Annotated in this window: 13 protein-coding genes; 4 read left to right on the forward strand and 9 right to left on the reverse strand. The window is 52.6% G+C overall.

Annotated features, from left to right (window positions below; all coding sequences use genetic code 11):
* Window positions 1-90: 90 nt before the first annotated feature.
* The 5 genes from JNC80_RS00750 to JNC80_RS00770 form a co-directional block, all read right to left on the reverse strand.
* Complete coding sequence (locus JNC80_RS00750) at window positions 91-393, reverse strand: hypothetical protein (protein WP_376709191.1); 303 nt, start codon at window positions 391-393, stop codon at window positions 91-93.
* 72 nt (window positions 394-465) lie between these two features.
* Window positions 466-2,145: a dipeptide ABC transporter ATP-binding protein gene (locus JNC80_RS00755; protein ID WP_376709192.1), complete on the reverse strand. Its 1,680-nt coding sequence runs from the start codon at window positions 2,143-2,145 to the stop codon at window positions 466-468.
* A complete protein-coding gene (locus JNC80_RS00760) occupies window positions 2,142-3,023 on the reverse strand; it encodes an ABC transporter permease (protein WP_022711036.1) in 882 nt (293 codons plus the stop codon). Before JNC80_RS00760 ends, JNC80_RS00755 begins: the two co-directional genes overlap by 4 nt.
* The gene (locus JNC80_RS00765) at window positions 3,023-3,997 is read right to left on the reverse strand and encodes an ABC transporter permease (protein WP_022711035.1); all 975 of its coding nucleotides are present in this window, start codon (window positions 3,995-3,997) and stop codon (window positions 3,023-3,025) included. The genes JNC80_RS00760 and JNC80_RS00765 overlap by 1 nt, the downstream gene beginning before the upstream one ends.
* Before the next feature lie 107 nt (window positions 3,998-4,104).
* The gene (locus JNC80_RS00770) at window positions 4,105-4,812 is read right to left on the reverse strand and encodes a creatininase family protein (protein ID WP_376709193.1); all 708 of its coding nucleotides are present in this window, start codon (window positions 4,810-4,812) and stop codon (window positions 4,105-4,107) included.
* A 185-nt stretch (window positions 4,813-4,997) separates the two neighbouring features.
* On the opposite strand from JNC80_RS00770, the gene JNC80_RS00775 reads away from it, so the two are divergent.
* Both JNC80_RS00775 and JNC80_RS00780 read left to right on the forward strand, forming a co-directional pair.
* The gene (locus JNC80_RS00775; RefSeq protein WP_225686647.1) at window positions 4,998-5,582 is read left to right on the forward strand and encodes a MarR family winged helix-turn-helix transcriptional regulator; all 585 of its coding nucleotides are present in this window, start codon (window positions 4,998-5,000) and stop codon (window positions 5,580-5,582) included.
* 23 nt (window positions 5,583-5,605) lie between these two features.
* Entirely contained in the window at window positions 5,606-7,183 is a 1,578-nt protein-coding gene (locus tag JNC80_RS00780; RefSeq protein ID WP_376709194.1) for an ABC transporter substrate-binding protein, read from the forward strand.
* A gap of 69 nt (window positions 7,184-7,252) precedes the next feature.
* Here the strand turns inward: JNC80_RS00780 and JNC80_RS00785 are convergent, their stop codons facing one another.
* From JNC80_RS00785 to JNC80_RS00800, 4 genes are all read right to left on the reverse strand, one after another.
* Window positions 7,253-8,170, reverse strand: a complete 918-nt coding sequence (locus tag JNC80_RS00785) for a sugar kinase (RefSeq protein WP_376709195.1) — start codon at window positions 8,168-8,170, stop codon at window positions 7,253-7,255.
* A 23-nt stretch (window positions 8,171-8,193) separates the two neighbouring features.
* Window positions 8,194-9,726 (reverse strand): D-arabinonate dehydratase, encoded by a 1,533-nt coding sequence (locus tag JNC80_RS00790; protein ID WP_376709196.1) that lies wholly within the window; start codon window positions 9,724-9,726, stop codon window positions 8,194-8,196.
* A gap of 3 nt (window positions 9,727-9,729) precedes the next feature.
* Entirely contained in the window at window positions 9,730-10,938 is a 1,209-nt protein-coding gene (gene uxuA, locus JNC80_RS00795) for a mannonate dehydratase (protein ID WP_376709197.1), read from the reverse strand.
* Window positions 10,939-11,008: 70 nt separating this feature from the next.
* Window positions 11,009-11,719, reverse strand: a complete 711-nt coding sequence (locus tag JNC80_RS00800; RefSeq protein ID WP_376709198.1) for a GntR family transcriptional regulator — start codon at window positions 11,717-11,719, stop codon at window positions 11,009-11,011.
* 233 nt (window positions 11,720-11,952) lie between these two features.
* Between JNC80_RS00800 and uxaC the strand changes: the two genes are divergently transcribed.
* Together uxaC and JNC80_RS00810 are read left to right on the forward strand one after the other, a co-directional pair.
* Complete coding sequence (uxaC, locus tag JNC80_RS00805; protein WP_376709199.1) at window positions 11,953-13,353, forward strand: glucuronate isomerase; 1,401 nt, start codon at window positions 11,953-11,955, stop codon at window positions 13,351-13,353.
* On the forward strand, window positions 13,350-14,846 hold the full coding sequence (locus JNC80_RS00810; RefSeq protein WP_376709200.1) for a mannitol dehydrogenase family protein: 1,497 nt from the start codon (window positions 13,350-13,352) through the stop codon (window positions 14,844-14,846). Before uxaC ends, JNC80_RS00810 begins: the two co-directional genes overlap by 4 nt.
* Window positions 14,847-14,858: the final 12 nt, after the last annotated feature.

Genomic DNA, 14,858 nt, shown 5'->3' on the forward strand with positions numbered 1-14,858 from the left:
TGCAGGGATATTTTTTGACACTGTGTCGGGTTCAATGCCGCACCTTCGGCGAGAGATGACGCAGTGACGGGTAAACAGCACATCATATTTTTACGTCAGATTGTCGTGATAAAACAGCAGCGAGACAATGAATGTCAAAGCACCAATCATAGCCAGAATAACAAGCTGGCGGGCTGTAACCGGCTTTTTTACGCATTGGCTGGCAATCAGCAGAATGACTGACCAGAGACAAGTAAAAAGCAGCAGGCACAGCGTATAGACAAATCCGGACAGGTCATATCCGCCACCGCCGATTGACGGATATTGCGGGGGTGCAGGATTGAGCAACAGATTTAAAAAGGCTGTGACAAGTATAAAGAATGCCAGAAGACTGAAAAACACCGTATTTCTCAATAGCATCCCCTTATTCCAGATATTCAACGCGGCTGTATGACCGCGTTGAATATACTCGCAGGTATCACGCGTCTAGGCCAGCTTCGGAATGGCATCCAGCAGCATCTTTGTATAAGGCTGCTGAGGGGCTTCGAAAATTGTTTCAGCCATACCTTCTTCAACAATCTTGCCGTGATGCATAACGATAATGCGGTCACAGAGGTGGCGCACAACGGACAGATCATGACTGATAAACAGCAATGTCAGGTTCAGTTCTTTGCGCAGCCGCAGGAGCAGATTGAGAATTTGCGCCTGAATGGACACATCAAGTGACGCCACTGGCTCATCGCAGACAATCACTTCCGGTTTCATCGCCAAAGCACGGGCAATGGCAATGCGCTGCCGCTGACCGCCGGAAAACTGGTGCGGATAGCGGTCTGCAAAGGCCGGATCAAGGCTCACCGCTTTCAGCCACTGTGCCACATAGGCACGGGCTTCGCTTTTTGTGGTCAGACCATGGGCAATGGGGCCTTCAGTAATTGACTGGCCGATGGTGCGGCGCGGATCAAGCGACGCAAACGGATCCTGAAAGATCATCTGAATTTTGGTCGTCAGTTTGCGTCCGTGTACATGGTCAGACATGACAGGCTGGCCGGATAGACGGATCTCCCCCTCAGTCGGCTGATAAATCCCGCAAACCATGCGGCCGAGCGTTGATTTACCGGATCCGGATTCTCCGACCAGTCCCAGCGCCTCCCCTCTGGCGATGGTCAGGTTGACATGATTGACGGCGATGACAGGTTTGCGTGGTTTGAACAGGCCGATTTTCTGGCCAAGCCTGCCCCAGACATCGCTTTTCCATTCAAAGCGTTTGACCGCATTGCGAACGGTCACAAAATCCGGTTTGACTTCCGTTACCGGTGTCGCGATTTGAAAAGATGTTTCTTCTTCATCTGTCGGCTTGCCCAGCATTTGCCCCGGTTTGGAGCGGGATGGCAGAGCATCCAGCAGACCTTGTGTATAAGGATGGCTTGGTGCTTTCAGCACTTCTGAAGCGGGGCCGGTCTCGACAATTTTGCCCGATTTCATCACGGCAATACGTTTTGAAATTGAGGCGACAGTTGCCAGATCATGGCTGATCCAGATCATCGAAATGCCAAGTTCGGCAACCAATGCTTTTACTTCTGTCAGAATTTCCGCCTGCACCGAAACGTCGAGTGCTGTGGTTGGCTCATCCGCAATCACCACTTTCGGATTGTGCAGCAGGGCTATTGCAATTGCCACGCGCTGGCGCATACCGCCGGAAAACTGATGCGGGTAGAAATCAACCTTATGTTCCGGATCAACGATACGCACACGGCGCAAAGCTTCCACACATCGTGTGCGGGCATCGCTGTCCGAAATAGTTTCATGGGCGCGTAGTGCCAGTGTCATCTGATCGAGAACGGTCAGCACCGGATTGAGTGTCATCATCGGGTCCTGAAAGACCATGGAGATTTCACGGCCACGCAATTTGCGCAACTCGCTTTCGCTCAAACCGACAAGCTCATGCCCCTCCAGTTTAATGGAGCCTTGCACGATGCGTCCCGGTTTGTCGATCAGCCCGATCAGAGAAAAACCGGTGATGGATTTACCGGAGCCGGATTCACCCACCAGTCCCAGAATTTCCCCGCGATCGAGATAGAAGGAAACACCATCGACCGATTTGACCGTACCGGCACGGGCTTCGAAATGCGTATGCAGATCAGTGACTTCAAGAAGATGAGCTGTCATTTGTTCAGCCTCGGATTAAGCTGGTCGCGGATCTGATCGCCAACGAGATTGATCGCCATGATGAGAATGATCAGTGCAATGCCCGGATAGATCGAAATCCAGTAGCGGCCGGACAGCAGATATTGAAAACCGTTGGAAATGAGCATGCCGAGAGATGGTTCTGTCGGCGGCAGGCCGACACCAAGGAATGACAGCGTTGCTTCCAGTGAAATCGCCGAGGCGACCTGTACTGTTGCCACAACAATGAGTGGCGGCATAGCATTGGGCAGAATATGACGGGTGACAATGAACCAGCCGCTCATCGGCACAGAAAGTGCTGCCTCGACATAGTCTTTATGGCGTTCTGCCGAGGCGGCGCCATGAGCGGTACGCACAAAATAGGCATATTGTGAAAAGACCAGAGCGATAATCAGCTGGCTTTTGCCCTGTCCGAGAAGTGCTGCCACCACAAAGGCCAGCAGAATGGCCGGAAAGGAAAGCTGCAGGTCGATGACGCGCATGATGAAAGCTTCAAAACGACCGCCGACATAGGCTGCCGTTGAGCCGACCAATGCACCAATGGCAAAGGCAATCGCACCGGCGAGCAGGCCCATTTCCAGCGAAATGCGCAAGCCGTAAAGAATGGCGGAGAAGAGATCGCGTCCCTGTCCGTCGGTTCCCAGAATATGGGTGTAACCGCCCTGACCGATATAACCGGGTGCACGGCGTCCGTCCCGCAACACAAGGCTGGAAAGATCATACGGATCCTGCGGTGCAATCAGCGGTGCGAAGACGGCCAGCAAAATGATAAGCAGCACTATAAAAGCGGCAACCATAGGCACCGGATGGCGTTTGAATTCTGACCAGAATTGTAATGATCTGCTGTTGAGCAATGACATTATTTGCCACCTCCCTGACGCATGCGCGGATCAAGCACGGCATAGGACAGATCCACAATCAGATTAATCGTGATGAAAAGCAGGGAAACCAGCATCAGATAGGCCACCATCACCGGACGGTCGAGTGAGGTGATACTGTCAATGATCAGCTTGCCAAGACCCGGCCATGAATAGATCGTCTCAGTAACAACGGCAAAAGCAACGGTTGAGCCAAGCTCCAGACCAAAGACGGTCACAAGCGGAATAGAGATCAGGCGCAGCACATGACGGCGCAGAATTGTGCGCTCGTTAATACCGGCGGCTCGGGCAAATTTAATCGTGTCGGTCAGCATGATTTCACGCGTACCGGACGCAGCCAGTCGTATCATCAGCGACAGTTTGAACAGCGAGAGATTAATGGCGGGCAATGCCAGATGATGCAGACCGTCAAGTGTCAGGAAGCTGACAGGAACACCGAGTACGGAAATTGTGGCACCGCGTCCGCCCGCGGGCATAATACCAAGCTGCACAGCAAAGACCATAATCAGCATCAGCCCGATCCAGAAAGTCGGAACGGAAAAGCCGAGGATAGACAGCGCCATAATAATTTTAGATGCCCAGCTATCCGGCTTGTAACCGGCATAAATACCAAGCGGAATACCGATGAGACTGGCCATGAACACAGCAGTCAGCGCCAGTTCGGCAGTCGCAGGCAGGCGTGATGCAATCAACTCAGAGACAGGCATATTATAGACGAAGGAGCGCCCCAAATCGCCATGAAGCAGATTGCTCATGAATTGCAGATATTGCTGCCATACCGGCAGGTCCAGCCCGTATTGGGCGATCACCCTGTCACGGATTTCCTGTGTCGCATCCGGTGAGATCAGTACATCGACAGGATTGCCGATGACAAAGACCCCCATAAACACCAATAGCGACATGACAAGCATCACCAATGCTGCCTGCCATAAGCGTCTGACAATAAATGCAATCATCAGCTATGCTCCCCCAAAAGCGGATAGTGGACAGTTTCCTCCCACCGTATCCGCTTAACTATTTCTAATGCCGGACGGGATTTCTCCTGTCCGGAAATTTATGATTATCAGTGCCAGCCGTTTTCCAGTTCAAAGCGGGTTTCACGCACAGCAACATCCCAGATCGCCAGCATGTCAGCATCCGGACGTTCAAAAAGGCCGTGATAATTGCCTTCGCAGCTCTCCAACAGCGCACGTTTGCGACCGGCGTCAACGCGTGCCATAGCGCCGAAATCAATGCGCTCTACCGCATGTTCCGGCTGCTGAACGCCTGCAAGACGTGTCCACGGAAAGTTTTCCATCCATGAGGCGTGCGAAGCGCGGCTGTCGATTTCCAGCACTTTGCCCATGGTTTGTGGTGCGCGCCACCAATCGTGCATTTTGACGCTGGCATCGCGGTTGCGATTCAGCCACTCAGACACAACAGTACCGGCAGGCGCATTGCCGCCATGTCCGTTGACGATCAGGATTCGGCGGAAACCGGCGTGGTAGATGCTGTCGAGAATATCTTCAATCACGCCAATATAGGTACGCAGGCTCAGGGATACCGTGCCCGGGAAGTCGGTGAAACTGGATGCAAGACCATAAGGGAGCACGGGAAATACCGGCACGCCCAGTGGTTCTGCGGCATCCAGCGATACTTTTTCAGCCAAAATCATATCAGTGCCGAGGCTGATGCGGGCATGTTGCTCAATGCTGCCGATCGGCAGGATACAGCGGTCGTCCTGTTTGACGCGCTCTTCAACCTGCGCCCAGTGCATGGCGTTAATATGCATGTGAAATTCCTCTCATTTCGAATGTGTTCCCGAGTCTGCGCTCATGGGTTTCTGAAAACTATTATCCATGAAAATATTTCGCAGACAAGTTCCAATTGGAACAAAAATTACGTTTGACATCCTTAAAACAAGCTATATCTTGTTCTGAATGGAACTTAATTGCTAAACTGTCACGGGGAGAAGTGATGGAGGAACGCGTAGCAATCGCTCTGTTAGAGGGGCGCGCGGGGCGTAGCGAGGCGGCGGACAGCCGCATCAGCGAAAGCGATATTCTGCATACAAAATTATGGGAAAATCCGTGCTGGCTGTCCTTTCGGATCAACTATCTGGCACTGCATTATAACAATCCGATCTACGGGTTGATCGGTACTGATCATGATCTGCTGCGGCCGGAATTTGTGGTGCTGTATTCGCTGTTTCTGCGCGACCGCACGACTTTGTCCGAAGTGGTTGCCGGTTCCGGCTTTCCGAAAAACACACTGAGCCGCGCCACTAAAAAGCTGACCCGTCTGAAATTGGTACAACGCGAGGGTGACAGTGATGACCTGCGCCGTGTTGTGCTGTGCCTGACCGATGAAGGGCGCGCCATTGTTGAAGCGAAAATGACGCCGATGCTGGAGCGCGAACGCCTGATGCTGGAAACACTTAGCCCTGCTGAGCGCATGATGCTTTCGGAATTGCTGACCAAACTGGTGATCGCCTCCCGCGAATGGCCGGAAACAATTGCCTCCGATCTGCCGGAGCGTGATGAAGAGTTTGAACAAGACTAATAAATGGGGACTGGACTATTCACATGAAAAAAACACTGCATGCTTTAATGCTTGGCACAACATTGCTTTTTAGCGCCGGACAGGTTTTTGCCGCCGATCTGGTCATGGCAATTAAAGCCGGCCCTGCCTCAATGGACCCGCATTTTACGGCGACCGCTGCCAATGCCGAGGCAACGAAACATATTTTCGATACGCTGATCCGCTCAGGCAACAATCTTGAGCTTGAACCGTCGCTGGCCGTGAGCTGGCAGGCACTTGATGATACGACATGGGAATTCAAACTGCGCGAAGGCGTGAAATTCCATGACGGTTCAGATTTTACAGCGGAAGATGTGAAATTCTCCATTGAGCGCATTCCGCATGTAACAGGGCCAAATCCGGCAACAATTTTTGTGCGCCGTGTTAAATCGGTAGAAGTTGTTGATCCGCTGACTGTGCGCGTGACCACAAATTCTGCAGCACCGACTTTGCCGAATGATTTTATCCGCCTGTTTATCACTTCACACAAAGCAGCAGCTGCCTATTCAACACAGGAAACCGCAGCGGAAGGCTTCAATACCGGTAAAGCCACGATCGGCACCGGCCCTTATAAATTCGTTTCATGGGCACCGACACAGGATCTGGTTCTGGAGCGTTTCGACGGTTACTGGGGCGGATCACAGCCATGGGATCGCGTTATCCGCAAGGAAATCCCGAATGATGCTGCCCGCGTTGCCCAGCTGAAAGCCGGTCAGGTTGATGTTATTTCCAAAGTGCCTGCCTCGGATGTCCCTGTGCTTGAACAGGATTCATCGCTGACGGTTGTCAAAAACGAGAGTATCTATATCAGCTATCTCGAATTTGATTTCCGCGAAAAAAGCCCGATGGTATTTGCCAAGGATGGCAGCAAGCTGGATAAAAACCCGTTGCTTGATCCGCGTGTGCGAGAGGCTTTTGATCTGGCAATTGATCGCGAGACCATTGTTGAATTTGCACTGGAAGGTATGGCAGCCGTACCGACACAATTGGTGACCTCCAATATTTTCGGCTATGACAAGTCGTTGCAGGCACCGGAATTCAACATTAATCGTGCAAAAGAGCTCCTCACAGAAGCCGGTTATCCGGATGGTTTCAAAATTACACTGAGCTATTCGAATGACCGTATGCCGAATGAGCTGGGACCTACCGTCGCCCAGATGCTGGCAGCTATCGGCATTACGGCGGATGTGAACGGTGTTCCGGCAGCGGTGTTCAATCCTGCGAAAACCCGCGGTGAATATTCGCTCTATATGGCGAGCTGGGGTACATTGACCGGTGAGGCTAACTATATGCTGTCATCGCTGATGCATTCCAATGAACCGGCAAAATCGCTGGGTGCGTTTAACGTGCGCGGCTATGCCAATCCGGAAATGGACAAGCTGATTGAAGATGCAGCCGCAGCGATGGATGCAGATGAGCGCCGCACTTTGCTTGAAAAGGCGAATAATCTGGTAGCAACGGATCGTCCTGATCTGCCGCTGGCGATCCAGCTCAGTGCATGGGCTGTGAAGAAGGACAAGGTGGAGCTGACACCGCGCGCTGATGAAGACACGCTGGCGATGAATATCAAACCAGTAAAATAAATGAATAAAAAAGGCCGGTTTAAACCGGCCTTTTTTATTAGGACTCTGCAAATAAATGACTTTTGTATATTACACTAATTGCCCCATCGGCATTAATGCACCGCGCTGCATCACCACCTGAGAGGCAACAGCATGTCCGGCTTTGACAGCCCCCTCAATGTCTTTACCGCTCAACAGCGCTGCCAGAAAACCGCCATTGAATGAATCTCCGGCACCGGTTGTGTCCACCGGTATGAGTGGCTCAATATCCGTGATCTGACGCATGCCACTGTCATCGGCAATCAGCATTGTGCCGCCACCGTTTTTAACCACAACGACCTGTGCACCGGCAGCGCGATAGCGGGCAGCACAATCCTCTAAACTGCGATCACCGAACATTGCCGCTTCATCATCAAAACTCGGTAAAACAATCTGCGCAACCGCTGCTGCCTGCATAATTGTTTCGCGCAAAATATCGTGGTTTTCCCACAAACGCGGCCTGATATTGGTGTCAAACACCACCGTTTTTCCGGAGCGGGCAGCATCCCTCAAATGAGAGATAAATACTGCCCGCTGCTCAGGACAAAGAATAGCCAGCGTGATCGCAGAAAAATATATGATATCGGCATCGGAAAAAGCCTTGGCGAGCAATGGCTGATTGACCGCCAGCAGACGTGCTGCCGACTGGTTGCGCCAATAGGTAAAATGCCGCTCGCCGTTCTCAACTTCGATCAAATAAAGACCAGCCTGACGCTGCGCATCCTCCTCAATATAGTCAGTACCGATCCCGTTCCGGTTCAGAAAATCTCTCATCTTGGCAGAAAAACTATCCGTACCGATACGGGTAAAATAGGACACATCCCAGTCCTGCACAGGCAGGCAAGCGCGCGCATACCATGCGGTATTTAAAGTATCGCCTGCAAAGCCAAGATGAAACTCACTGCCTCCCAGTGAGGACATTTCAATCATACATTCACCGGCAGACAAAAAGAGCTTTTTCTTCACCATTCCCCCGTCATGCTATTTGTTTGTCAGGTCGTTGCCCCGAGCTGCCATGGCACAAATTCATTGTCGCCATAGCCGTAAATCTCGCTCACTGTCTTGCGGCCGGAAGCAACAGCGATAATCTCCTCAAAGATGCGTTCGCCTGCCTGCTGAATACTCTCTTCACCGGTAACAATGCCACCGCAATTCAGATCCATATCTTCCTTCATATGCTCGTACATATCTGAATTGGTTGCGATTTTAATACTTGGCGCCGGTTTGAAACCCGAAACCGATCCACGCCCTGTGGTGAAACAGATGAGGTTACATCCCCCTGCCACCTGCCCTGTTACAGAAACCGGATCATAGCCCGGCGTATCCATAAATACGAAACCCGCTTCATCAATCGTTTCGGCATATTCATAAACTTGACGCAGCGGCATAGAGCCGCCTTTCGCCACGGCACCGAGCGATTTTTCAAGGATTGTGGTCAGCCCGCCCAGCTTATTGCCATGTGACGGATTATTATTAAGCTCATCGCCGTTGCGCTGCGTGTAGTCACGCCACCAGTCAATCCGTGACAAAAGCTTTTCAGCAATGTCCGGCCGCGCCGCCCTGCGGGTCAGCAAATGTTCAGCACCGTAAATCTCCGGCGTTTCCGACAAAACGCTGGTGCCGCCATGTCGCACAAGCAAATCCGATGCATAGCCGAGTGCCGGATTTGCGGAAATCCCCGAATAGCCATCCGACCCGCCGCATTGCAAACCGAGTTTAAGCTGCGACAAAGGCTGTTGTGTGCGCTGCGCCGCATTCACAACCGGCAACATAGTTTCAATCGCTGCAATCGCCGCTTCAATTGTCTTCCGTGTGCCGCCATATTGCTGGATGGTCAGCGTCTGCAAACGCTCGCCTTCTTCCAGCTTATAATGCTCAAGGATCGGAGCAATCTGGTTGGTTTCACAACCCAGCCCGATCAGCAACACGCCGCCGAAATTGGGATGACGGGCATAGCCCTGTATCGTGCGGGTCAGAACCCGATAGGCTTCCGATTGCGTATTAATCCCGCAGCCGCCCGCATGTCCGAGCACCACAACCCCGTCAATATTATCGTAGTCTTTCAAGCCGCCCATGCGGTTGAAATGATCCGCCACATATTGCGAAACAGTGGCTGAACAATTCACCGTCGCAATCACACCAATATAATTGCGCGTACCAACCCCGCCTGCACCGCGGTCGAAACCCAGAAAGCTGCGTCTTTCCGCTTCCGGAAACAGTTCCGGCTCCGCATAATCAACACAGAATTCATGCTCGTGCTGTGACGGCAGCATTGCCAGATTATGCAGATGCACATGCGCACCCGCAGCAATATCCTCTGTCGCGACACCAATCACATTGCCGTATTTGCGGATTTCCTGCCCTTTTGTGATGGGTACAAGTGCAACTTTATGCCCTTTGCCGATCAGATTAGCAGCTACAAGTTCACCACTGCCGACAGGTTCTCCGGCGCGGATTGTCACCCGAGCAACCGCCACATGGTCAGACGGATGAAGGACAATAACCGGACTGTTCTGACGGGTCATAGCTCACCCGCCCGCCTTTGCCGGACATAAAGCACCGGCATCCAATGCGGTGATCACACCACGCAATTCTGCAAGCCCGCGCAGCCGGCCGATAACCGGATAACCCGGTGTCACCTGTTTTGCCAGATCATCCAGCATACGGTGACCATGATCAGAGCGGAAAATAATCTTTGATCCGCTATCCCGCTTGCGGTCTTCCTCGACCAGCGCCCGCAGCAATGCAACCATATCCATGTCGCCTTCAAGATGGGCGGCTTCATAGAAGCTGCGTCCGTCACCCTGTCGCGTGGTTGCCCGTAAATGCGAGAAATAGATACGTGATGCAAAACGGCGCGCCATTGCAGGCAGATCAGTATCCGCCCGCACACCAAGACTGCCGGAACAGAAACACATGCCATTGGCCGGTGATGGCACCGCATCAAAAATCGCGGCATAATCGGCTTCATTTGAAGCAATGCGCGGCAGTCCGAACAGGGAGCGCGGCGGATCATCCGGATGCAGGGTCAGGCGCACGCCCAACTCGTCCGCAACGGGGGTCACTTCTTCCAAAAAAGCGATCAGATTTTGCCGCAGTTTATTGGCATCGACATGGGCATAGGTTTCCAGCTTGTCGCGGAAAGCCGGTATCGTCAGCGGCTCGGTTGTCGAACCCGGCAAAGCACTGGCAATATTGAAAATCAGCTGATTAATCTCAGCCTCGCTCATCGCCTCATAGGTTGCGCGGGCAGCAAGACGGTCAGCTTCAGAGTAATCCTGTTCCGCATTTTTACGCTGCAAAATATGCAGATCAAAAGCAGCAAAACGATCCTGATCAAAACGCATGGCAGTCGCGCCAGTTGGCGTTACATAGTCCAGATCGGTGCGACACCAGTCCACAACCGGCATAAAATTATAACAAATGACTTTAATATCATGTGCCGCCAAAGCCTCCATTGAGGCAATCCATGCGGCGATATCCTGTTTTGCAGCACCGCCTTCACGCTTGATCGCATCTGAAATCGGGATGCTCTCCACCACAGACCAGACAAGCGGGGTGCGGTCAGAAGGGGTATTTTCAATCAGCGTCTTGCGTTCTGCAATCTGGCTGGACGTCCATGCCTGTCCGATCGGCACATCATGCAAAGCAGATACAATATCTGTCGCTCCGGCCTGACGTACAGCATCCAAAGGCACACCGGCATCCGGCCCGAACCATCTCCACGCTTGACGCATTAACCCCTCCTCCGAATAAGTTTTTATATTTTATGATTTTGAAAATCTGCGGCAGCAGACGAACGCCTGATCAGACAAAGAAATCCGGATGGCTTTTCCGCAACTCGTCAATATCCGGCAGAACCGCGCTGAGATGATGCTTCATCGCCTTTATCGCTTCCGGTGCATCTTTAGCGGCAATGGCATCCCTGATAAGTTTATGTTCGCGCAAAACCTGATCCATACGCCCCAGCACCGGAACGGTCATGCGCCGTGCACGGTCGATCTGGATTTTCACAAGCTTCAAATGCTGCCAGATACCGGGATAACCGGCGATTTCCGCAACCGCCTCATGGAAAGCATCGTCTGCCTCATGAAACAGCCCCAACTTTTCACGGCTGGCATGGAATTGCTGCATATCAATCAGCTCATCCAGCTTAGCGACGGCTTCCGGTGTTGATGATAATGCCGCGCGTTCCGCCGTCGCTCCTTCCAGCGCCTGACGGATCACCACAGATTCCGGTATCAGATCAACCGGAATGCGCGCCACGAAAGTGCCGGATTGCGGGAAAATATCGACCAGCCCTTCTTCAGCCAGACGAATAAGCGCCTCACGCACTGGCGTGCGACTCACACCGAATTGCTCAATAAAAGTTTTCTCGTTCAGCGCCGTGCCAGGCAGCAGCTTCATTGCAACAATATCCGCCTGTAATGCGCGATAAATCAGCTTTGCTGCGGTTTCACGTCCTGCGGCAGGCCGCCTTCCTGAGGATATCTGCCCGAATGTCGGCTGCGTGTTCAATCTTGTTCTCCTGCCTGAATCTCAAGTCTTCAGGTCTTGTTTATCCGCTCGCAACTGCGATCCGAAACAAAAAATCCATGCGCTGTTGACATACTAATATATTATTATTTACTGTTCGCCAAGCGCCGGATGCAAATTCTGTACAAGACGGATCAAAAACCGCGGACAGAAAAAGCCGGACAGCAATGACGGGAAACAGGCCTCAAAGTCTGTCAGGGAGGAAAAGACCAGCAATGGCACTCAATCCGGATCGCCTTCTGCCTGCGGAGGCAGACAACCGCGCCATAGCGCGACGCTTGTTCGCATCGGTCGAAAAACTGCCGATCATCTCCCCGCACGGGCATACCGAACCGTCATGGTATGCGACAGATGCCGCTTTTCCCGATCCGGCAACCCTGTTTGTCAAACCCGATCATTATATCTGCCGTATGCTCTACTCACAGGGCATTCCGCTGGAGCAATTAGGCATTGCCCGTCTGGATGGCACAGCGGTGGAAACTGACAGCCGTACCATCTGGCGATTATTTGCAAAACACTGGCCTCTGTTTCGCGGCACACCGTCCCGCCTCTGGTTTGAACATTCTCTGGAGAGCGTTTTCGGCATCACAGAACGTCTCAGCGAGAACAATGCCGACCGGCTTTATGATCTGATTTCCGAGAAGTTGGCGACACCGGAAATGCGTCCGCGTGCGCTATATGACCGCTTCAATATTGAGGTGATCTCCACTACGGATTCCGCCAATGACCCGCTAACACATCATGATGCGATCCTTAGCTCAGGCTGGCACGGACGCGTTGTCCCCGCCTACCGGCCGGATGCAGTGGTTGATGCATCCCGTCCTGATTTTCAGAGTGAACTGGAAAAATTTATAGAACTGACAAATAATCCTATGACCTATCAGGGGTATTTGCAGGCGCACCGCAACCGCCGCGCCTATTTCAAGGCACGCGGCGCGACATCCACCGATCACGGTCACCCGACTGCACAGACAGCCAACCTTTCGGCAGGGGAAGCGGAAGCGCTGTTTGAACGCATCATCAAACAACCGGTCAAACCGGAAGATGCAGAACTGTTTCGCGCGCAGATGCTGACCGAAATGGCGCGCATGAGCATTGATGACGGGCTGGTCATGCAGATCCATCCTGGCTCATACCGCAATCATAATCCTCAAATTTTCTCTGCTTTCGGTTTTGACAAAGGTGCGGATATTCCGAACCAGACCGGTTATGTGAAAGAGCTTAAACCTCTGCTGGATGCACATGGCAATGATCCGCGCCTGACGCTCATTCTGTTCACGCTGGATGAGACGGCTTACAGCCGCGAACTCGCACCGCTGGCAGGGCATTACCCTGCCCTCAAGCTCGGCCCCGCATGGTGGTTTCATGACAGTCCGGAGGGGATCAGACGCTATCGTGAACTGACAACGGAAAGCGCCGGTTTCTACAATACTGTCGGCTTCAATGACGACACCCGCGCTTATCTCTCCATTCCCGCCCGCCATGATATGGCACGCCGTGTGGATTGCGCTTTCCTTGCCCGTCTTGTTGCTGAGCACCGCCTTGATGAGGAAGAAGCCTATGAAGTCGCTCATGACCTCAGCTACCGGCTGGCGAAACAGGCTTATAAATTATGACCGGAACACTCAATTCTCTATCCGATAAAACCCTGGCCGATCTGCCTGCAACTGTGGGCAAACCTGCCTATGACCGTTCTGATCTGAAAACAGGGATTATCCATTTAGGTATCGGTGCATTTCACCGTGCGCATCAGGCGGTGTATACAGAAAATATTCTGCAGGATGACCCGAGTTGGGGCATTACCGGTGTTTCTCTGCGTAGTCCCGACACCAGAGATGCGCTCGCCCCGCAGGAGTATCTCTACAGTGTTGCCGTGCGTGATGGTGCCGGTGAAAAACTGCATGTTATCGGCTGTCTCACCGATATTCTGGTCGCACCGGAAAATCCGGAAGCCGTGCTTCAAGCCATGTGTCAGCCGGATATCCGCATTGTCACGCTGACTGTGACCGAAAAAGGCTATTGCTACGCCCCCGCCAGTCGCACGCTGGATGAGAGCAACAGCGATATTATCCATGACCTGAAACACCCGCATGCACCACGCTCTGCACCCGGCTTTCTGGTCGAGGCTATCAGGAGAAGACACGCATCAGGACTACAGCCTTTCACAGTTCTCTCCTGCGATAATCTGCCAGCCAATGGTGAAACACTGAAGCGTGTGACTGTCCGGCTTGCCGAACTGACCAATCCGGAACTTGGCAGCTTTATCGCGGAACATGTTGCATTCCCGTCCAGTATGATTGACCGCATTGTACCGGCAACCACCGATCAGGATCGTGAAAGTGTCAGCCGTGCTTTGAACATGAAAGATCAATGGCCGGTCTGCACAGAACCGTTCAGCCAATGGGTGGTTGAAGATCATTTCCCTTCCGGTCGCCCTTCATGGGAAAAATCCGGCGCAAGTTTTGTCCGCGATGTCGCCGCTTTTGAGCTGATGAAGCTGCGTCTGCTCAACGGCAGTCACTCCACACTTGCCTATCTTGGCTTTCTCGCCGGTCATGAAACCGTATCCGCGACCATGGCCGCAGCCGGCTTTAAAACATTCATCCGTGCCATGATGGATGAGGAGATAACGCCGACACTGCCCGCTCTGCCGGATTTTGATCTTTCAACCTATAAAGACCAGCTGATTGAACGGTTCTGTAATCCGGCTCTGCATCACCGGACTGCGCAGATTGCTATGGACGGCTCGCAGAAACTGCCGCAGCGCCTGCTCAATACAATCCAGAACCGTCTTCTGGCCAGTCAGTCTTTTGACCGCCTCGCACTTGGTGTCGCCGCATGGATGCGCTTTGTGACCGGTAAAGATGAACACGGACAAGCTATCGACATTCGCGATCCGCTGCGTGATCAACTCTTACAGGCAACGGCGGGGCTCACCACTGCACAGGATATACTGAGTGCATTGCTGGCTTTTGACAGTATTTTCGCGCCCGAACTCGCCCAAAATGCACGTTTCAAAGCCGTCACTTTACAGCAACTTGAAACATTACTGACAAACGGCGCGGCTAAAACAGTTCAGGATTTCAGGTCCGTAAGTACCAAGGCGTAAAAACGGGATATT

The organism is Pseudochrobactrum lubricantis, assembly GCF_041929865.1.
GTDB classification, from domain to species: Bacteria; Pseudomonadota; Alphaproteobacteria; order Rhizobiales; family Rhizobiaceae; genus Pseudochrobactrum; species Pseudochrobactrum saccharolyticum.

Excerpts from the sequence above, each read along its gene's own strand:
- JNC80_RS00785 (WP_376709195.1), bottom strand. The coding sequence starts at position 8,170 with ATGGTGAAGAAAAAGCTCTTTTTGTCTGCCGGTGAATGTATGATTGAA.
- JNC80_RS00780 (WP_376709194.1), top strand. The coding sequence starts at position 5,606 with ATGAAAAAAACACTGCATGCTTTAATGCTTGGCACAACATTGCTTTTT.
- JNC80_RS00755 (WP_376709192.1), bottom strand. The coding sequence starts at position 2,145 with ATGACAGCTCATCTTCTTGAAGTCACTGATCTGCATACGCATTTCGAA.
- JNC80_RS00765 (WP_022711035.1), bottom strand. The coding sequence starts at position 3,997 with ATGATTGCATTTATTGTCAGACGCTTATGGCAGGCAGCATTGGTGATG.
- JNC80_RS00760 (WP_022711036.1), bottom strand. The coding sequence starts at position 3,023 with ATGTCATTGCTCAACAGCAGATCATTACAATTCTGGTCAGAATTCAAA.
- uxuA (WP_376709197.1), bottom strand. The coding sequence starts at position 10,938 with ATGCGTCAAGCGTGGAGATGGTTCGGGCCGGATGCCGGTGTGCCTTTG.
- uxaC (WP_376709199.1), top strand. The coding sequence starts at position 11,953 with ATGGCACTCAATCCGGATCGCCTTCTGCCTGCGGAGGCAGACAACCGC.
- JNC80_RS00770 (WP_376709193.1), bottom strand. The coding sequence starts at position 4,812 with ATGCATATTAACGCCATGCACTGGGCGCAGGTTGAAGAGCGCGTCAAA.
- JNC80_RS00775 (WP_225686647.1), top strand. The coding sequence starts at position 4,998 with ATGGAGGAACGCGTAGCAATCGCTCTGTTAGAGGGGCGCGCGGGGCGT.
- JNC80_RS00810 (WP_376709200.1), top strand. The coding sequence starts at position 13,350 with ATGACCGGAACACTCAATTCTCTATCCGATAAAACCCTGGCCGATCTG.
- JNC80_RS00790 (WP_376709196.1), bottom strand. The coding sequence starts at position 9,726 with ATGACCCGTCAGAACAGTCCGGTTATTGTCCTTCATCCGTCTGACCAT.